Source organism: Paenibacillus sp. cl141a (genome assembly GCF_900109305.1).
Taxonomy (GTDB): domain Bacteria; phylum Bacillota; class Bacilli; order Paenibacillales; family Paenibacillaceae; genus Paenibacillus_AQ; species Paenibacillus_AQ lautus_A.
Window position 1 is genome coordinate 549,307 of the sequence record NZ_FNZO01000001.1, and the last position, 18,625, is coordinate 567,931.

General features: G+C 53.4%; 17 protein-coding genes. 12 read left to right on the top strand and 5 right to left on the bottom strand.

Translation table 11 applies throughout. The features are described 5' to 3' along the window. Positions 1-4: 4 nt before the first annotated feature. The gene (locus BMX45_RS02625) at positions 5-1,768 is read left to right on the top strand and encodes a glycoside hydrolase family 35 protein (protein WP_090908361.1); all 1,764 of its coding nucleotides are present in this window, start codon (positions 5-7) and stop codon (positions 1,766-1,768) included. An 85-nt stretch (positions 1,769-1,853) separates the two neighbouring features. Here BMX45_RS02625 and BMX45_RS02630 read toward each other — a convergent pair whose 3' ends face one another. Beyond that, positions 1,854-3,107, bottom strand: a complete 1,254-nt coding sequence (locus tag BMX45_RS02630; protein WP_090908362.1) for an MFS transporter — start codon at positions 3,105-3,107, stop codon at positions 1,854-1,856. A 29-nt stretch (positions 3,108-3,136) separates the two neighbouring features. Then, a complete protein-coding gene (locus BMX45_RS02635; RefSeq protein WP_090908363.1) occupies positions 3,137-4,183 on the bottom strand; it encodes an ROK family transcriptional regulator in 1,047 nt (348 codons plus the stop codon). 182 nt (positions 4,184-4,365) lie between these two features. Between BMX45_RS02635 and BMX45_RS02640 the strand changes: the two genes are divergently transcribed. From BMX45_RS02640 to BMX45_RS02655, 4 genes are read left to right on the top strand one after another with little or no spacing between them, the layout of a single operon-like run. Continuing rightward, positions 4,366-5,418, top strand: coding sequence for a LacI family DNA-binding transcriptional regulator (locus BMX45_RS02640; RefSeq protein ID WP_090908364.1), 1,053 nt, complete (start codon positions 4,366-4,368; stop codon positions 5,416-5,418). 25 nt (positions 5,419-5,443) lie between these two features. Continuing rightward, positions 5,444-6,604: a Gfo/Idh/MocA family protein gene (locus BMX45_RS02645; RefSeq protein ID WP_090908365.1), complete on the top strand. Its 1,161-nt coding sequence runs from the start codon at positions 5,444-5,446 to the stop codon at positions 6,602-6,604. 53 nt (positions 6,605-6,657) lie between these two features. Next, on the top strand, positions 6,658-7,389 hold the full coding sequence (locus tag BMX45_RS02650; protein ID WP_090908366.1) for a ThuA domain-containing protein: 732 nt from the start codon (positions 6,658-6,660) through the stop codon (positions 7,387-7,389). Between the two features lie 21 nt (positions 7,390-7,410). Then, complete coding sequence (locus BMX45_RS02655) at positions 7,411-8,517, top strand: Gfo/Idh/MocA family protein (protein WP_090908367.1); 1,107 nt, start codon at positions 7,411-7,413, stop codon at positions 8,515-8,517. Positions 8,518-8,652: 135 nt separating this feature from the next. Here the strand turns inward: BMX45_RS02655 and BMX45_RS02660 are convergent, their stop codons facing one another. Both BMX45_RS02660 and BMX45_RS02665 read right to left on the bottom strand, forming a co-directional pair. Next, on the bottom strand, positions 8,653-9,324 hold the full coding sequence (locus BMX45_RS02660) for a pentapeptide repeat-containing protein (RefSeq protein ID WP_090908368.1): 672 nt from the start codon (positions 9,322-9,324) through the stop codon (positions 8,653-8,655). 90 nt (positions 9,325-9,414) lie between these two features. Then, on the bottom strand, positions 9,415-11,247 hold the full coding sequence (locus BMX45_RS02665) for a DUF2334 domain-containing protein (RefSeq protein WP_090908369.1): 1,833 nt from the start codon (positions 11,245-11,247) through the stop codon (positions 9,415-9,417). Between the two features lie 177 nt (positions 11,248-11,424). Here BMX45_RS02665 and BMX45_RS02670 point away from each other — a divergent pair, with 177 nt between their 5' ends. The 3 genes from BMX45_RS02670 to BMX45_RS02680 all read left to right on the top strand — a co-directional run bounded on the left by BMX45_RS02670 (position 11,425) and on the right by BMX45_RS02680 (position 13,585). After that, complete coding sequence (locus BMX45_RS02670; protein ID WP_090908370.1) at positions 11,425-11,952, top strand: GNAT family N-acetyltransferase; 528 nt, start codon at positions 11,425-11,427, stop codon at positions 11,950-11,952. A gap of 105 nt (positions 11,953-12,057) precedes the next feature. Further along, on the top strand, positions 12,058-13,143 hold the full coding sequence (locus tag BMX45_RS02675) for a redoxin domain-containing protein (RefSeq protein WP_090908371.1): 1,086 nt from the start codon (positions 12,058-12,060) through the stop codon (positions 13,141-13,143). Between the two features lie 100 nt (positions 13,144-13,243). After that, positions 13,244-13,585 (top strand): hypothetical protein, encoded by a 342-nt coding sequence (locus tag BMX45_RS02680; RefSeq protein WP_090908372.1) that lies wholly within the window; start codon positions 13,244-13,246, stop codon positions 13,583-13,585. A gap of 89 nt (positions 13,586-13,674) precedes the next feature. Here the strand turns inward: BMX45_RS02680 and BMX45_RS02685 are convergent, their stop codons facing one another. Beyond that, positions 13,675-14,568 (bottom strand): hypothetical protein, encoded by an 894-nt coding sequence (locus BMX45_RS02685; protein WP_090908373.1) that lies wholly within the window; start codon positions 14,566-14,568, stop codon positions 13,675-13,677. Positions 14,569-14,926: 358 nt separating this feature from the next. Here BMX45_RS02685 and BMX45_RS02690 point away from each other — a divergent pair, with 358 nt between their 5' ends. The 4 genes from BMX45_RS02690 to BMX45_RS02705 all read left to right on the top strand — a co-directional run bounded on the left by BMX45_RS02690 (position 14,927) and on the right by BMX45_RS02705 (position 18,593). Further along, a complete protein-coding gene (locus BMX45_RS02690; RefSeq protein ID WP_090908374.1) occupies positions 14,927-15,772 on the top strand; it encodes a WXG100 family type VII secretion target in 846 nt (281 codons plus the stop codon). Between the two features lie 17 nt (positions 15,773-15,789). Further along, a complete protein-coding gene (locus BMX45_RS02695; RefSeq protein WP_090908375.1) occupies positions 15,790-15,990 on the top strand; it encodes a hypothetical protein in 201 nt (66 codons plus the stop codon). 5 nt (positions 15,991-15,995) lie between these two features. Further along, positions 15,996-16,322, top strand: coding sequence for a DUF4176 domain-containing protein (locus tag BMX45_RS02700; RefSeq protein WP_090908376.1), 327 nt, complete (start codon positions 15,996-15,998; stop codon positions 16,320-16,322). Between the two features lie 201 nt (positions 16,323-16,523). Continuing rightward, the gene (locus BMX45_RS02705) at positions 16,524-18,593 is read left to right on the top strand and encodes a bifunctional aldolase/short-chain dehydrogenase (protein WP_090908377.1); all 2,070 of its coding nucleotides are present in this window, start codon (positions 16,524-16,526) and stop codon (positions 18,591-18,593) included. The last annotated feature ends 32 nt before the right edge of the window (positions 18,594-18,625 follow it).

The following is an 18,625-nucleotide window of genomic DNA, read 5'->3' on the forward strand; positions in this document are numbered from 1 at the left end:
AGCTATGAAAGCTCAATTGAAAGCGGTTAATCAACAATTCGTGCTGGGCGACGAGCCGATTCAGATTTTATCGGGTGCCATCCATTATTTTCGGGTGGTTCCGGAATATTGGGAAGATCGGCTGATGAAGCTGAGAAGCTGCGGATTGAACACGGTGGAAACCTATATTCCGTGGAATTTGCATGAACCGAAGGAAGGACAATTTGTGTTTGATGGCATTGCCGACCTGGAAAGGTTCGTTCGTATCGCCGGCGATCTCGGGCTGCATGTCATCCTTCGGCCGAGCCCTTACATATGCGCAGAATGGGAATTTGGCGGACTTCCATCCTGGCTGCTGCAATATCCGGATATTCAGCTTCGATGCATGGACCCGGTTTATCTGGAGAAGGTCGACCAATATTATGATGAGCTGATTCCGCGATTGGTTCCGTTACTGACCTCCAAGGGTGGTCCCGTGATTGCGATGCAAATCGAGAACGAGTACGGGAGTTACGGAAATGATACGGCATATCTGGAGTATTTGAAGGATGGCTTGATCAAGCGGGGCGTAGACGTGCTGCTGTTCACTTCGGATGGCCCCACGGACGGAATGCTGCAGGGCGGAACCGTTCCCGGCGTGCTCGCCACGGTCAATTTCGGATCAAGAACGAAGGAGGCGTTTGATAAACTGCGGGAGTACCGTCCGGAAGATCCTCTGATGTGCATGGAATACTGGAACGGTTGGTTTGATCATTGGCTGAAGCCACACCATACCCGGGACGCGGAGGATGCTGCTGCCGTGTTCAAGGAAATGCTGGACTTGAATGCATCCGTGAACTTCTATATGTTTCATGGCGGAACGAATTTCGGATTCTATAACGGAGCTAATTTTCACGAGAAGTATGAGCCGACGCTAACCAGCTACGATTATGATGCGCCTCTCTCGGAGTGCGGGAACGTGACGGCCAAGTTCGAAGCGATTCGAAGCGCGATCGCGCAGCATCAGGGGAAAGAACTCTCCGATTTGCCAAGTCAGCCGCAGTCTGTCAAGAAAATAAGCTATGGCTCGGTGAGCATGACGCACTATGCCGATCTGCTGGAACATCTGCCTGCGCTTTCCGAGGAGCAGAAACGCACGGCACCCGTACCGATGGAACGGCTGGGCCAAAGTTATGGCTTCACGGTTTACGCAACGCATATTTCCGGGCCGCGCCAAGGGGAGTCCCTGCATCTGCAAGAGGTGCATGACCGGGCTCAGGTATTCCTGAACGGAAAGTATCAAGGGACGTTGGAACGTTGGGATCCCAAAGCCCTGCCAATCGATGTTCCGGCAGCCGGCGCCAAGCTGGAGATCGTGGTCGAGAATATGGGACGCATCAATTACGGTCCGAAGCTGAAGGATTATAAAGGAATCACGGAGGGAGTCCGAATGAACAACCAGTTCCTGTATGACTGGAGCATCTATCCCTTACCGCTTGATCATCCGAATGCGGCACCGTTTCAACCGCTGGAGGGACCTTTTGAACAGCAGGACCGACCTACCTTCTATCGCGGCGAATTCTTGGTGGATGACATTGGCGATACGTTTATCCGCTTAGACGGATGGGGAAAAGGGGTCGTCTGGGTCAATGGCTTCAATCTGGGACGCTACTGGGAGCAAGGGCCGCAAGCAGCGCTGTATCTGCCTGGACCGCTGCTGAAGCAGGGACGGAATGAAATCTTGGTATTTGAGCTGCATCATACCGAAACGGCAAGCATCGAACTTGTCGACACACCCGACTTGGGTTAATTCGTCCGGAACAGACCGACGATGGATAAACCAAAGGGAGCCCTCTTGTAAGCTGAGAGGGCTCCCTTTCATGTTGATTCGAGTATCAGATTAATTGCCTGCGGACTTTTAAATAACGGTACAAGACGATACCGAATAGCGAGCACAGGACGGCACATAAGCCAATGAAGCCATAACCGGCCTGCAGCCCGCGCAGCAGGCCGAGCTCTGTACCGCTGCCGTACATTTGCTTGAATCCGTTCGTGATCGCGCCGATCGCGTAATTGCCGATGACGCTGCCGATTCCCATCATGGTGACGGTGAACGTAATCGCGGTGTCGCTCTCATTCGGATATCTTTTGGCAATGAGAGCCATGACCGTCGGATAGATCGGGGCAATCCCGATGCCTGCCGCCGCAAACAGGAAGGCGTAGGATTCTCCGCCGAAAATCGCGACAAACGTACATACTCCGGTCAGTCCGGACAGAATGATGATGGACAGCGTGAAGCCGATCCGGTCCGTTATCGGGCCAAGCAGCAGGCGTGCCGCAGAGAAGCAAAGGAAGAATGCGGATAGCATGCCGGCTGCCGCTGCAGGTTCCCATTTGTACGATTTTTCAAGAAAGTTGACGAGCCATCCGCCAACCGCCATCTCCGATACGACGCCGAAGGACAGGATCATGACGACCAGCCACAGTGCGGGATCTTTGACCAGCAGCTTCAGCGGAGTCCGTTCCGTTTCGGAAAGATCGTCCCCGGGAAACTTACTCATGAGTGCCGGGATCATGGGAAGTATGGATAACATCAGCATGGCCAGGTACATGCCCCGCCAATCCAGTGTGTAATTAAACACGGTAACGGTCATGAGACCGGATGCAATCATCGGGGCCACCGTTGAGCTGATGCCGTAGAAGAAATGGGACAGGTTCATCATCGTGCCCGTATTGCGCACAAAGATCCGGGCTGACAATATCGCGAGGCCGATCTCCAGCATACCGTTCCCAATGTACATTAAGAAGTAGGATGCGGTAAACAGCGGGTAGCTGTGGGACAGGAAAATCAACACGCCCGAGATGGCCATCGATCCGAAGGCAGCCATGCTGACCCACTTGATTCCGATCTTACGGGTCAACAGCGCGGTGAAGGAGCACGCGATCAGGTACCCGAGCGCGTTCAGGGAGAGCAAGGTGCCGATCTGCATTTCATCCAATCGATAATCGAATTGGATCCGCGGAATGGCGGGCCCCTTAATATTCTCCGATATCCCAAATATGATAAAGCCGAGAAAGATCGTTGCCAAATGCAGGGTGTAGTCTTTGCTCAATTTAGGTTTTGTTTTTGGTTGAAGGTCAGTATTCACGGTTAATCCCCAATCGTCATTGTTGAATTTTACATTGCGCTTGTATCGGATATCATCATATCCAGAGCGATCCGCTGCAAGCCGTCTAGATAGTCGTGTTCCCAATCGCGAAGCAGCATTTCGGGAAGATGCCGCTCCGGCACGTAGGCGGAAGCACGCTCTTTAATGGAGACAAGGGCGGAAGGCGAGAGATTATGCTCGCACCACAGAATGGCATCGGGATTGAGAATCGCGGTGAAGGCGGCACATAGCCGGCTTAACGCATCGATTTGCCCCTGATCCGGCTCGATGAGACTGCTCATCACGGAACGATTACGTTCCAATATGTCTTGAAAATTGCTGCCCTCGCTCATCGGGACGAAGCCGATCTCGCCCGTGAAGAACGAGCGGCCGCGAACGACGTTTCCGTTAATGAGCAGCCCGGCCCCCGGTCCGTTGTGACCGAGGTACACGTATACGAGGGAAGCCTCCGCCGAGCCGCTGAGATTGTGGTAACCGAGCACGGCTGCATTCATGTCATTCTCTACGATGACAGGAATGGAGAACAGATCCTCCAGGTGAGATTGGAGGTTGTAATCCTGGAATGTTCCATACGACGGCACATGAAAAATAATACCGTCCCGCACCGCCGCCGGCATGCCGACGGCGATGGAGCGAATCTCTGGATAACGGCGGGTCCAGCTTGCCATTTGGAAAGCCAAGGCTTCCGGTCCATGATGAAGGATGCCGTCTTCAGCCTTCCGCTCGAGCAAGTCGCCGTTCCCATTAAAAACAGTGTATACGCTCTGTTCTTTCTCGTAATAAACAGCGAGACCCAGCATGCAATCCGGATTAAAAGCATAGCGGTTCGCACGTCGGCCGCCGCTGGATTCATCCAGTCCGAGCAGGTTGACTTCACCTTCCTGCACCATGAGCTCCACAACTTTGCTCACAGTCGGAAAGCTGATGCCTAGTCTTTCGCTGAGCTCGGCTTTGGTTCCGCTTCCCAGCTCCAGCAGCGACGAACGGAGCGCGCGCCGGACGGCGAATTTCATGGATTGCGGCGTAGGCAAAGCTTCTTTGCGCGTTTGAATCACCTCATTCACTCTTTTTAAACGTGTTTAATAAGTTCATGGAGATGATTATTGCACATCCGATAAGGCGGTGCAAGAACAATATGTTGGCTTCAAAAAGAATAGGATGAATGATGGGAAAGCGGTTGACAACAGCCATGCTCCATGAGAAAATGTACGCGCGTACATAAATTGCAGGAGGCTTGATGATTATCGCTAGTCGTAAAGAGGTAGCACAGCTTGCCGGCGTTTCGGAAGCTACGGTATCCCGCGTCCTGAATGGTGTCGGGCCGATCAAGGAGGAGACCAAGCAGCGCGTGCTGGAAGCGGCGGATCGGCTTGGATATACCCCAAGTGCGCTAGCCCGAAGTTTTGCGCGGCGCAGGAGCGGTAATCTTGGCGTGGTTATGCCTTACCTGCCGAAAGCTCGCATATTCTCGGCCTATTATTTTTCGGAGATCCTAAGCGGTATCGGCAGCAAGGCGCTGGAGAGCAAACATGACCTGCTGATGCTGTTCCGTGAACCCGGCGGTTCGATGGACTATCTGAACCTGTTTCGTACCCAGAAGGTTGACGCCTGCATTATTCTCGGTGCCCGGGACGATGAAGGCGAGCGCGCAGCCATTAAACAGCTGAGTGAAGCGGACCGCCCTTATTGCCTTATTAACCAATACTTTGACGGCGAGGCGTTTCACGTCATGGATGCAGATCATGTGGAAGGCAGCTATCAGGCCGTTCATCACTTGATCGGGCAGGGATTCCGGCAGATTGCTTTTCTTAATGGCCCGCCCCAGTATTCCAACAGTCGCGACCGGCTGAAGGGCTACACCCGGGCGCTGAACGAAGCGGGAATCAAGCCGGATGAATCCTTGCTGTTCGAGGGCAACTTCAGCCGCAAGAGCGGTTATGCCGCAGCTGAGCTAATCGCCGGGAAGCTGGACCGGATTGAAGCGGTGTTTGCGGCCAATGACCGCATGGCGATCGGATTACAGCAGGGTCTGCGCGCGTTAGGTATTGCAGAGGATCGAATGCCTGCCTTTGTCGGTTATGACGATTCGGAGGCTGCTGAGCTCTGCACCCCGCCGCTCACCAGCGTAAGAGTTCCTTTCTATGAACTGGGATGTCTTGCCGCGGAGCATGTGCTCCGCCTGCTGGACGACTCCGATTCGCCGGACGGCAGCGGATCGAGCGCCGCGCTGCATCGGCAGCTGCCTACTCGCCTGGTGGTCCGCGCATCTTCGCTTCATCAAAATCAATGAACCCTTATTCAAGGAGGAATGAAAGATGAAACAATTACGTGTCGGCATGATCGGATATAAATTCATGGGGAAAGCCCACAGCAACGCATATCGAAGCCTTCCGATGTTTTTTCCGAAGGCGCTGAAGCCTGAAATGGTGGCAATCTGCGGCCGCAATGCGTCGGCCGTGCAAGAAGCGGCGGATCAGTTGGGCTGGCGTGAAAGCGTTACCGATTGGAAGCAGCTCGTGAATCGGGAGGATATCGATCTGATCGATATCAATGCTCCAAGCGACGCCCATAAGGAAATTGCGTTGGCCGCGGCAAAGGCCGGCAAGCATATTTTCTGCGAGAAGCCGCTTGCGCTGACCTTGGCCGACGCCAGAGAGATGCTGCAGGCTGCGGAAGATGCGGGAGTCACCCATATGGTTGGATTTAACTACAGATTTTCTCCGGCCGTAAGACTGGCAAAGAAATTGATTGACAGCGGCAGATTGGGCCAGATCTATCACTTCCGTGCCTGGTTTCTGCAGGACTGGATCATGGACCCGCAGTTCCCGCTGGTATGGCGGTTGCAGAAGGAAGTGGCCGGCTCCGGATCGCACGGGGATCTGGGCGCTCACCTGATCGACCTCGCGCATTATCTGGTCGGGGATATGCAGGAAGTAATCGGGATGAGCGAGACCTTCATCAAGGAGCGTCCTATTGCCAGCGAGATGACCGGATTAAGCGCAAAAGGAAGCAAAGGCGGCCCCATGGGCCAAGTGACGGTAGACGACGCAACGTTATTCATGACCCGCTTCGAGAACGGGGCGCTGGGCAGCTTCGAGGCAACGCGGTTCGCCGCGGGACATCGCAGCACCAATTCCTTCGAGATCAACGGCAGCTTGGGCAGCGTGAAATTTGATTTTGAACGGATGAACGAACTGGAGGTTTACTTCACGACCGACGATGAGGACGTTCAGGGCTTCCGCCGGGTACTGGCTACCGATCCCGTACACGATTATATGGAAGCATGGTGGCCGCCGGGGCATACGATCGGTTTCGAACACACCTTTACTCATGAATTTCTTGAGTTGTCGAACGCGATTTCGGAGGGACGGCAGCCGGTGCCTAATTTCGCGGACGGCGTAAAATGCCAAGCCGTCCTGGAAGCCGTGGATAAATCGATCGAAGAACGACGCTGGGTGCAGCTGTCTGAAATGTAATTATAATCAATCGGCCAAGGCTTGGCCGGACACATAACAAAGGAGTGCTACGCATGAAAAAGGCTTTAATCGTATGGGGCGGCTGGGACGGACACGAGCCGGAGCAGGTTGCCGGCATTTTCGCGGAATTGCTTCGGGGCGAGCAGTATGAAGTGGAAGTATCCGACACGCTGGATGCTTTTAACGATGCAGAGAAGCTGCAGGCTTTGGATCTGATCGTGCCGGTATGGACGATGGGCGAAATATCGAAGCAACAAGTGGAGAACGTATCGCTTGCCGTGCAGAAGGGAACCGGCTTGGCCGGCTGTCATGGCGGGATGTGCGATTCTTTCCGCAATAATGTGGATTGGCAGTTTATGACGGGAGGAAACTGGGTCGCGCATCCGGGCAACGACGGAGTGGAGTACCAGGTGGAGATCAAATCCAGCTCCAGTCCGCTTGTGGAAGGGCTGCAGGATTTCACCGTGGCATCCGAGCAGTATTATTTGCATGTGGATCCGGCCGTCGAAGTGCTGGCCACCACCCGGTTTCCGGTTGCGGCAGGACCGCATCTGCTGAACAAAGCGGTTGACATGCCGGTGGCGTGGACGAAGCGCTGGGGATACGGACGGGTTTACTACAATTCGCTGGGCCATCATGCAGATATCGTCGACATGCCGCAGGTGAAGGAAATGATGCGGAGAGGACTGCTGTGGGCCGCCGAGGGCAAGTCATTGTATGCCGGCTCGGACATAAGTTTCTTTACCGAAGGTCAGGGCTACACAGGCATGGGAGACAGCCAATAAAGGCAGAAGGAGACTGGGATCATGAAGAAGGTAAAGGTAGGCATTATCGGCTGCGGTAAAATCAGCGGCATTTATATGGAAAACTGCCACAAGTTCGACATCCTGGAGCTGACGGCCTGTGCGGATATCGATCGAGCCCGTGCCGAGGAACAGGCTGCGAAATATAATATCCCGAATGTTTATACCACCGAGGAGCTGCTCGCGGACCCGGAAATTGAGCTGGTCATTAATCTGACGATTCCTGCCCTTCACGCGCAAATTATGCTGGATGCATTGGAAGCCGGCAAACATGTGTACGTCGAGAAACCGCTGGGCGTAACCCGGGAAGAGGGCAGAGCGGTGTTGGACATGGCAGCAGCCAAAGGGCTGCTGGTAGGATGCGCGCCCGAGACATTCCTTGGAGCCGGCATCCAAACGGCCCTCAAGCTGATTGAGGATGGACGTATCGGCAAGCCGATCGCAGCAACCGCATTCATGATGAGCCGCGGACATGAGCATTGGCATCCGGATCCGGAATTTTATTATGCCGCCGGCGGCGGTCCGATGTTTGACATGGGGCCTTACTACCTGACGGCACTGGTCCAATTGCTGGGACCGATCCGCGGGATTAGCGGAATGACCGGCGCTGCGCTCGCGGAGCGTACCATTACCAGCGAGAAGAAGCAAGGGCAGAAGATTAAGGTAGACATTCCTACGCATGTAGCCGGACTTATCGATTTTCAGAATGGAGCCATCGGCACGCTGATTACGAGTTTCGATGTTTTTGGAGGCAGCACGCTTCCTAATATTGAAATTTACGGGACCAAGGGTACGCTTCTCATTCCGGATCCCAACACCTTCGGCGGGCCGGTAAAATACCGATTGACCGGTGAAACCGAGTGGACGGAAGAACCGCTGCTTCCAGGGTATAACGAGAATACGAGGGGGATCGGCCCTGCGGATATGGCCTACGCCATCCGGAGCGGAAGAGCTCATCGTGCGAGCGGCGAGCTTGCCTATCATGTGCTTGAAGCCATGTGGGGGTTCCATGATGCTTCCGATGACGGCAAAAGGTATGAGATGTCCAGCACCTGTGCCATCCCGGCACCGCTTCCGCTTGATTTGCCGAAGTATACCCTGGATCAATAATCTTGCGTCACATGTTAATAGCGGCTTACCCCAAGGTCAACCGGACCCGGGTAAGCCGCTTTATACTGTGTCAGAACTCTATTTCGCACTAGCTAACCTTCTCTCTATTCCGAACTGGAACGGAGCGATAAGCGGTTATTCTTTTACGACAAGACCGAATATTTTGGTTAACGGGATGGCTTGGTGAGGCGAAATAATGCAACCTTGAAGATCTTCCAGGGTCGCACCGATATGATGGAATTCCGTTCGGCTTAAATCAATTCCCGCAAGCTTCGTGCCGGAGAACTGCGATTGATCGATCTGGCAGTCCACAAACTCTACCTTGCTTAACTCGGAATGATAAAAATCCGATTTGACGAGCGATGTCGATTGGAAGGATACCTGCTTCATGTTGGCAAACCGGAACGTGGCATAGTCGCCCGTACAATGATCGAATACGACATTACGGATGGTGGCGGCCGTCAGGTCGAGCCCCAATATTTTGCAATGATTAAATTGTACCCGGTACATGATGGCCTCGCTGAGATCAACATTGGACAAGTCGCAGTGGTTGAACACGAGGTCCGTCAGTTCGGCATGATGAAGCGCGACATGCTGGAACGTCACGTTATCGAAGATCATTTGGTCGAACTGAACCTTGTTGGCCGTAACATAGTCAAACGTCTCGTCCTGACAAGCGGATTGAACGAACGAGGATTCGTCGTCAACGCCCGCATCGGACAGGATCACAGGCTCAAGCTGCTTGGGGAGCTTGGGTTTCACGATTTTGATCGGTGCCGATGAACCGGCCGTATTGGGGGGTGCCATGATTTTTTTCCTCCAAACATAGGAATAAGGATTGAAATAATAACTTAACAGAACAAACCGCATAGGTTTGAATAGAAGTATATCATGTCCTTATCCCAATGTCCGGTCCCTCGCATTGATGGCGGCGTCCAGGGTTCCGCCGTGCCGATTCGGGGACCATGCCAGCAGGCTGACACGGCTGTTGCCCGATAGATCTGCAAGGAAAGGCGTCGTCTGTTCTCCGGCAGCCCATGGCCCAAAACATTCCTCCTGCCGCCCGAAGGCCGTTCCCGAGCTGTACAGGATGAACCTTTTCCCTGAAGCAGGTTGAACGAGAACCAAATCTTCCATCCCGTCTCCATCGACATCCCCTAATACCACGGACAGTGGTGAACCCAACATATCCTTGGCGGAATACCAAACGCCGGCATGCCGAAGCCATGTACCGCTGCTTAGCCAGACCTGACATGCTCCGGATGAGGAGTTCCACACCACCAGATCATCCAGGCCATCGCCATTCACATCTCCGATGCACGGTATCCTATCATTGCTCTGTAAGGAAACCTCATGCTGAATAAGGGGAGGAGAAAAGCTCCCCCCGGAACTGTAGGCGATGGCGACTTTACCAGTGGCGTGATCCCATAGAAACAAATCATCTCTGCCGTCCCCGTCAAAATCTCCCGTTAAGGATTTCCAATTCAGGGCTCCCGGGTCGGACAGCCATATCCCGTCAGGTGCCATACGGCTGCTGCCGGCACTCAAGGCAACATGGCATACCCCAAGCTCTGCATGCCATACTGCCGCATCGATGAAGCCGTCGCCGTCGAAATCGCCTGTCATTGCGGTGCCGCTAGGGGTTGGCGGCCAGTCGGCCAATAGCGGACGTATCGAATGTATGCCATTATGGATTCTAAGGGGAGACCTGATCCCAATATCCATAGCGTACCAAATGTTGCTGGCCTCGTCCCGAATGATCCATCGGTTCGGGAGCTTGTTTCTTTTGGCGTGCAGAAACTTGGGACGCTTCATGCTCAACCTGTCCAACAGCCGGGTTTCCCTGAAATCCGGTATGAAGGGGACAATGGAGGTTAAGGATACAAACGATTTTCGCTCCCTCTCGAAGAACCGAAGGATCCTTCTGAGCGGCGAATGTTCGTCATAATGCACGGTGCCGTCATCAAGGAATCGGATATAAGGAAATTCAAGATAAGGGTGGTAAAAGAACGAGGCCAGCTCGCGTTCACCCGTGAAATCCTTTAAAGTCTGTTCCATGCGAGCAACTTCGGCTTCGATGTTATGGCCTGAAACATAATAAAGCGGAGTGGGTACATAGATCGTTCCGTTTGTCAACGGATCGTCCGGATTGTGCCGGAGCACGGCTGTCTTCGCATTCGGTTCGTTCGGCGGAGATTCGTACAGGACCCCGTTGCAGATCTCGATGATCTGCCGCTGAACCGGCGATGCGGCATAATGCGGCGTCTCGAACCAGGCCGCGGCAAAACCCGCCGTTTGGAACGCTCGATGCCCCAGCTGAACCCGCCGATAGGCATAGGATTCCTGCAGCTGCAGGAGCGAAGCGGCAGCCTCGGGGGGATCATCCGGCGGACAATCGGCGGTGCATTCCGAATGTGCAAATTCGAATCCGTCGCCGCTTGCCGATCCCCCGTACTGATGCGTATAGCCATGAATGCCAAGCGAGGCGCCGAGCGCTGCCATCGTGCGGAGCAGCCGCACAAACCGAAGGGAAGCTTCATCCTGCAGGTCGGCTAACGATCGGTCCGTATGTTGCGCCGGATCAACGTATCGGGGAATAACGGCCAGATGAAAGGGGATTTGCTGATGGTGCAGGAATCTTGCGACGACAAGCAGCTTCGCTTGTTGTTCTTCCGTCCCGTACCATCCGCCAGGTCCGATATCTTCAAGCCGTATCATTGCATTGTTCATGTACAGGCCCTCCTTTCATGGGCATCCGAGCGCCATGTGATATCCGATACATTTTATTTATGCTAGTTATGGGCTTAGCGTCATCAGGGATGAAGCAATCAATGATAAAAAGAGGATCTTCGAGCCTCTCCGCGAATACCAAGAGATCAAGAGAGGAACAGGAGGGAGTGGAAGACCATGCAGATTCGAATTGCAAATGAGCATGATGCCGAAGGCATTGCTAGCGTACATGTAAACAGCTGGAAAACGACGTACAGGGGGATCGTCGACGATGACTTTTTGCAAAAGCTTTCCGTTGCGGACCGCGTAGAAGGCTGGCGCAGGAAGCTTGCCAATATGCCCGAAGACGAACAGCTACTGGTTATTTCAGACGAACATGGCAAGGTTTACGGGTTTATGTCGTACGGGACGGAGCGAGAGCAGAAGATCTCCCATGAAGGAGAACTCTACGCGATCTATCTCTTGGAAGAAATTCAAGGGCAGGGATGGGGAAAACGGCTATTTGCCAGGTTGAAGGAATTTCTGCAAACGAGAGGATATCGTTCATTGTCGGTTTGGGTGCTGGTAGGCAATAAAGCCGAGCAGTTTTATAGACATATGGGCGCTCAAGAGCTGAAGCAAAAAGAGATTGTCATCGGGGGAAAAAGACATGCCGAATTGGCACTGCTTTGGAGTTCCCTTGACCAAATCCGGTCATCTTCCTAAAGGTCTTCGCTTGGTTTTACATTAATGAGAGAATCCACTATGATGGAGATATACCCCGGTGGGTAACCTGATTTTTGATTTTGCCGCACTATAGGAGGTTCGTATTTGAGTATTATTCCGATAGGTCCGTTGATGATCCGAGCCGATATTGTGATATTTCTGATCTGCGCCGCGGCCGGTTTCGTCGCATTACGCATTCGTTTGCGCCAGTTGCCGCAGCGGGAATGGATCCTGGACACCTATGTATCCGTCATTATCATAGGTTTTCTCTCATGGAAATTCGGGATGCTGGTGTTCGATCCGGTCCGCACCCTCCAGCATCCGACCTCGCTGATCTACATGACGGGGGGAGTCAGGGGCATATGGCTGGGGGTTGTTCTCGCTATCGTATACGCTGCACTTCGCTGGAACAGGAAGAGAGGGGAGTCTGGCCTGCTGCTGAAATCGGCGCTGTTATCGGCCTTTGCAAGCGGAACGGCAGGGTATCTCCTTCAGTGGCTGTGGGCGGATGGTGTGAGTGTGACGCCTTCTTTATTCTATGCTCTGCTGTTCGGCGTCTTGCTGACGGTCAGCTGGCTTCGCTTTCAGGCACCGCTGCCGCAATTCCTTACGCTGGGATTAGGAAAAAACAGGGCGGTCCTGGTCGTGATGGCGGTTCTCTTCGCGTGGGTCATCTATGATTTCGCTTCGGATAAGGCCAGCGAGCGGGAAGCAGCCGCACCGCCGCATCAAGAGGGAAGCCAGGAAATCGTGGCGGAAGGCTTGAAGCCTGGGCTTCGCGCGCCGGATTTCACGCTGACCGATTCAGAAGGCCGTGAGATCAAGCTGTCCGATTACCGCGGGCAAACCGTACTCCTTAATTTTTGGGCTTCCTGGTGTCCGCCTTGCAAGGTCGAAATGCCTTATATGCAGGATTTTTACTATAAACATCAGGATGACGACGTTATCATACTGGCCGTCAATATGACCCATTTGGAAAAAAGCATGAGCGAGGCACAGTCTTTTGTTGAGAAGAACGGCATCACCTTTCCCGTCCTGTACGACCAGCATGGTGAGAACACCGGGCGGTACGAGGTGGTGGCTTATCCGACCACCTACGTCATTTCACCTGACGGCATCGTATCAGAACGGTTTCAAGGCGCGATCGACGAAGATATCATGGTCAGAGCTTACCGCAAGGCTAGCGATTAAGTAAGGTTAATGGCGGAATTTTGAGTGCGTGGACTTCTATCTCTGCCGCCTTCTCCCCAGGAGGAATATAATACACAAACGCTTGGGAGGGGGAGAAGGATTGCAGCCAATACCAATTTCGGCAGAAGGATGCAAAGGTTACGTCGGCAAAACCGTTTGCGCTGTCATGCATGATGGAAGGGAAGTCGTGGGGACGATTCGCGGTGTACACGATCGGGGTCTTGAACTCGAATTTGCGAACCCATCCGCATTTATATTGTCCGCCAAAGGGAAAAAGGGCAGAAAATCTTCGAAGTCGACCAAAGGCGGTGCACAAACGTCCGCATTTGGACCATACGGCTACGGCGGTTTTGGACCATATGGAGGCTACGGTTTCGCAGGCAATGTGCTTGCTTGGGAAGCCATTGCCTTGTTGTTCCTCATTCCGTTTTTATTTATCTAAACCCATATCAGGATATGGATCAAGACCAGCAATTTTCGATGAGACAGTCGGGGAAGGTGCCCCATACTGTCTCTTTTTCTATGTCCAATTTATAAATTTCGCGAGGATTGGGTACGGTTGAAAGGTTCGGCGGATGCATCGGATTGACTGATCAGCCATATCACAGGCGTGAAAGCGACGAGAAAACAGCTGCCCGCCAGAATCGGCAGCAAGGACCATTCCGCCAAGGAGTAACCGAGAAGCGTCTGCCATCCAATGGCGATCAGTCCGAATAAATAGGCGAGACCGCTGATATGAATGATGATCGGTTTGACGGCAGCATTGACGGATTTTCTCATGGACAGCCAGGCCACCAAAGGAATGGCCTGCAATGCATGAAACCCGAGTCCGTGCAGCCATATGATATTGCCGCCGATCCCGGTGAAACGACCCGCGTTGATGGAAATCCAGATGCCTGCCGCAAAAGATACCAGCACCGCGATCATGGCATAACGGATGCCGAGGCCAAGCTCCGGATGGGCCTCTATTGCACGCTTGCGGAAATATTGAGCCCCCAGGATCAGGTAGAACACGATGAGGAGAAGCGCAACGGCAGGAAAAATCATGGAGATGACATGATCGAAGGATGAACCGTTCTGAACGAACCTTGGATCGACGCCGCGGAAATGTTGTACGGTCTCGGCGAAGTAGGAGAACAACACTAGGGGAATGTAACAGCAGCGGTAGATCGATTGGCTTCGTGGCCGCATGCCGGAAACCGGTAAAATGCTTGCGGTTGATAGGATGAATATTCCCAGAGCCGCGTTGAAGGAAAAGGCTTTGGAGACATCTCCGTCCGGTGAGACAGGTCCGCCATGGAGCAGCACCCATACCCCGCAAATTCCGGCCAGCAAAAAGCCGAGCAGACCCGTCAGCATGAGCCATGTCTCCTGTTTATACAGCCGGTATGCCCCGCTGGCCGCTTCACGTGCAAGTTGGTTCATAATGAATACCCTCTTTCGGAAAGATGAATTGTTTCTAATGTACAAGAGAACGGGGGCTGCTTTAACGGGCTGGGGATGTAATGGGCACCGTACCCCGGGATGATTTCATGGCTGGGCTTAAGCCGGGGATGAGATGACTGTTCATCCGCATGGGGAATGAGGAGGTCAGTGCTTTTTTACTAGATCGGGACCTGATGAAAATGAATCCTTCGCTTGATTGTTCCTTTCCTGTATACCTACTAAAATTGAAAAATGTGGTTATTGCTTGGTAGATCGGTTTAATAGTTTATGGAATTGAAATTTGTGGGTAGACTGCCTGAAGAAGCAGGGCGGCGAGACAGAAGGGGCGTCCGTATTTATGTCCAATCGAATATTAGTTACACCCGAGCAGCTGGAGCAGGTATCCGCGCAATTTGCCCAATCAGGGCAACTTAGCGGCGATTTGGTGCAGCGGCTCCAGCGAAGGATTCACGAAATGGAAGGTCAGTGGGAAGGGATGACCCGCGAGCGGTTTTACGGGGATTATCAGCAGGCCAGGACGACAATGCTCAAGTTTGTGGAGTGCTTGCAAACGATATCCGCCGAGCTGAAGCAAATATCCGTCAAATTCCGTTCCACGGATGAAATGGTGAACGGTGCTGCAGCTGGAGGAGCCGCAGCAGGCGCGGGCATTATGGCCGGGGCGGCAACCGGAGCGGGAATCGCTGCGGCGGCAGGTGCTGCATCCAAGGCTTCCGGCGTGGCCGCTAAATCCTCAAGCAACCCGCTGGACGCAGCGCTCAAAGGAGTAGAAGTGGAAGGCAGCGTAATCAAGCACGAAGAGAATGGACTTTATGCCAAAGCAATAACAGGCAGTGCGGGAGCAAGCTTATCCGAAGGGGCGCATGCCAGCGGGGCTGTTGTTGAAGCAGGTTATGCGAATGATCATGTCGAAGGATCGGTTAGCCTGGTGAAGGCCGAAGTCGAGGCGGCGGTCAAGGACGGTACGCTTAGCGTCGGAGCTGAGGCTACATTAAACAAATATGAGGGCGGCGTGAATATTCCGCTTCCTTGGACGGATAAAGAGCTGCACATCGGAGGTTCCGCTTCACTGGGCGTACTCGGCGCATCCGCGGAGGTGGGCAAGAGCGGCTTGAAGTTCCACATCCCGTTGGGACCGGGAGCAAGCCTCGTCGGAGTCGGCGGAGCGATTACGGTAAAATAGAAGGGGGCGCACAGCCGATGAGCGACAGACAAAAACGGTTCAAATACATAATGGTGATTATTGCGATCGTCGGCGTTCTGGGCACGGTGATTCCCAATCTGCTGGACACGAGTTACGCGGCGGCGGAAAAAACCGTCATCTGTCTATCCTTTCTCATTGGAGTACCGCTCGTAGTGTCGATTGTCTATTGGATCGGTAAAAAAATAATGAAGGGTTGATCAACATGGAACAGCATGAGCAAACGGAGCAGAAGCTGCTGCCAATCGGAACTGTAGTCAAGTTCAAGGATTGGGACCAGACGCTGATGATCTATGGCCGAATGCAGAGCGACTCCAAGACGCTAAAGCGTTGGGATTACGTTGCCTGCTTCTATCCTCACGGAAATCTGACCGCGGATTCCAACATCTTTTTCAACCATAAGGACATCTCGGAAATCGTATTCACGGGTTACGTCAACGAGGATGAAATTGCATTCCGTGATGCATTGCTGGAAGGAATTGCAAAAGCGGATCAAATGGCGGCCGCGGGTTCCGGCTCTGACCATTCATAAATCAAATATAGAAGCTTGGTTCGAAAAGCAGCTCTGATAAGAGCTGCTTTTTTGTTTGTACGGGAATTGCATTTAAAACCAAAAAAACAAATACAATATCTTTGTTTATTTTTGAAAATATACTATTCAAAGATAAACGGGCGTGTTAATATGGGAAACAAATGAAAGCAAATTCATATGGTCAATCGGAGGGGAAGCTTCATGGTTCAGAGCTTATGGGAACAATCAAATGCACAGCAGGCACAAAATACATTGGATGAGCTTGTCTATCGCTCGAATTTGATTGGTGCCGACCGGCGCGTATGCAACTGGGGCGGCGGCAACACATCCAGTAAAACAACGATTCAGGATTTTCGCGGCAACGACGTCGAGGTGATGTACGTAAAAGGCAGCGGATCCGATCTGGCCACCATGAAAGCGGGCAATTTCACAGGCTTGCGCATGGAGGATATCCGGCCGCTGTTCGAACGAGATTCGATGTCGGATGAGGAAATGGTGGCATACCTTGGTCATTGCATGGTAGATGCGAAGCACCCGCGCGCTTCCATTGAAACGCTGCTGCACGCGTTCTTGCCGTTTCGGCATGTGGATCATACGCATCCGGATGCCATTATCAGCTTGTGCTGCGCCCATAACGGCAAAGAATTAGCCCGGGAAATTTTCGGCGACCGATTCGTGTGGGTTCCATATGTCCGCCCTGGCTTTACGCTGTCGAAGATGATCGCGGAAGGGGTGCTGGCTAATCCGAACGCCGAGCTTGTGCTCATGGAGAAGCACGGACTTGTAACCTGGGGCGACACCTCGGAAGCTTGTTACGCACAGACGATTCGCATCATAAGTGAAGCGGAAGCGTTCATTGAAGCCCGAGTGAACAACGACAAGCTGTTCGGCGGCCGGAAGCATGCGCCGCTTGCCGCGGAAATCCGCCGGAGCATCGCTGCGGAAGTGATGCCTGCCGTACGCGGAGCCGTCAGCGACGCGAAGAAAATGATCCTGTCCTTCGATGATCAAGACGATGTGCTGGACTTCGTCGGCGGCATCGATTCGCCGAAACTGTCCCAAGTAGGCGCCGCTTGTCCGGATCATCTGGTTCATACCAAGGTTGTTCCCCTCTTCATCGATTGGACGCCGAACGCTGAAGATATCGAAGGCCTGAAGGCAAAGCTCATCGAGGGCATTGCGGCATACAAAGCGCAGTATCAAGCCTATTTTGAACGCAACCATCATGAAGGCGACGTCATGTTCGAAGCGGCTCCGCGCGTCATCCTGATTCCCGGAATCGGAATGATCAACACCGGCAAGAGCTGGACGATGTCGCAAGTCAGCGGCGCCCTGTATCATCGGGCAATCGCGGTCATGCGCGGCGCAACGGCGCTAGGCGACTTCGTATCCCTGAGCGAGAACGAATCCTACAACGTGGAGTATTGGCCGCTGGAGCTGTATAAATTGAGCCTTGCACCGGCCGAAGCGGAGTTTTCGCGACAGATTGCTTTTATCACCGGGGGAGCCGGGGGGATCGGCAGTGCCGCGGCGCGCAGGCTCGTAGCCGAAGGAGCCCATGTCGTGCTTGCGGACCTAAATCTTGAAGGCGCGCAGCAGGTTGCCGAGGAAATCAATGCAAAGTACGGGGAGAATCGGGCATTTGCTGTTAAAATGGACGTAACCGACGAAGAGGCCGTGCAGCGCGCCTATCGCGAAACCTCCGTAACTTATGGCGGTGTCGATATTATCGTGAACAATGCGGGTCTTGCAACGTCCAGCCCGTTTGACGAGACGTCTCTTAAGGAATGGAACCTGAACATGAACGTGCTGGGCACAGGTTATTTCCTCGTGGCCAGAGAAGCCTTCTCCTTGATGAAGGTACAGGGGATTGGCGGGAGCATGGTGTTTATCGGGTCGAAGAACTCCGTTTATGCCGGAAAAAATGTGACCGCATACAGCTCCGCGAAAGCGCTTGAGGCGCATTTGGCCCGCTGCATTGCTGCCGAGGGCGGGGAATACGGCATCCGAGTGAATACGATCCTGCCTGACGCGATATTGCAAGGCTCTGCGATCTGGAACTCGAACTGGAGAAACGATCGGGCTGCAGCCTACGGGATCGAACCGGATCAGCTGGAAGAGCACTATCGGAAACGCACGACACTGCTCGTGAACATCTACCCGCAGGACATTGCCGAGGGCATTGCTTACTTTGCTTCGTCCAAATCATCGAAGACGACCGGCTGCATGCTGACGATTGACGGGGGAGTACCCGCAGCGTTTACTCGATAATCGAAAGAATGAGTAACCAACCTAACGCAAGG

What these genes read in the sequence shown, in the direction of transcription:
- BMX45_RS02625 (WP_090908361.1), top strand. Translation starts at nt 5, where the DNA reads ATGAAAGCTCAATTGAAAGCGGTTAATCAACAATTCGTGCTGGGCGAC.
- BMX45_RS02640 (WP_090908364.1), top strand. Translation starts at nt 4,366, where the DNA reads ATGATTATCGCTAGTCGTAAAGAGGTAGCACAGCTTGCCGGCGTTTCG.
- BMX45_RS02645 (WP_090908365.1), top strand. Translation starts at nt 5,444, where the DNA reads ATGAAACAATTACGTGTCGGCATGATCGGATATAAATTCATGGGGAAA.
- BMX45_RS02650 (WP_090908366.1), top strand. Translation starts at nt 6,658, where the DNA reads ATGAAAAAGGCTTTAATCGTATGGGGCGGCTGGGACGGACACGAGCCG.
- BMX45_RS02655 (WP_090908367.1), top strand. Translation starts at nt 7,411, where the DNA reads ATGAAGAAGGTAAAGGTAGGCATTATCGGCTGCGGTAAAATCAGCGGC.
- BMX45_RS02660 (WP_090908368.1), bottom strand. Translation starts at nt 9,324, where the DNA reads ATGGCACCCCCCAATACGGCCGGTTCATCGGCACCGATCAAAATCGTG.
- BMX45_RS02665 (WP_090908369.1), bottom strand. Translation starts at nt 11,247, where the DNA reads ATGAACAATGCAATGATACGGCTTGAAGATATCGGACCTGGCGGATGG.
- BMX45_RS02670 (WP_090908370.1), top strand. Translation starts at nt 11,425, where the DNA reads ATGCAGATTCGAATTGCAAATGAGCATGATGCCGAAGGCATTGCTAGC.
- BMX45_RS02685 (WP_090908373.1), bottom strand. Translation starts at nt 14,568, where the DNA reads ATGAACCAACTTGCACGTGAAGCGGCCAGCGGGGCATACCGGCTGTAT.
- BMX45_RS02690 (WP_090908374.1), top strand. Translation starts at nt 14,927, where the DNA reads ATGTCCAATCGAATATTAGTTACACCCGAGCAGCTGGAGCAGGTATCC.
- BMX45_RS02695 (WP_090908375.1), top strand. Translation starts at nt 15,790, where the DNA reads ATGAGCGACAGACAAAAACGGTTCAAATACATAATGGTGATTATTGCG.
- BMX45_RS02700 (WP_090908376.1), top strand. Translation starts at nt 15,996, where the DNA reads ATGGAACAGCATGAGCAAACGGAGCAGAAGCTGCTGCCAATCGGAACT.
- BMX45_RS02705 (WP_090908377.1), top strand. Translation starts at nt 16,524, where the DNA reads ATGGTTCAGAGCTTATGGGAACAATCAAATGCACAGCAGGCACAAAAT.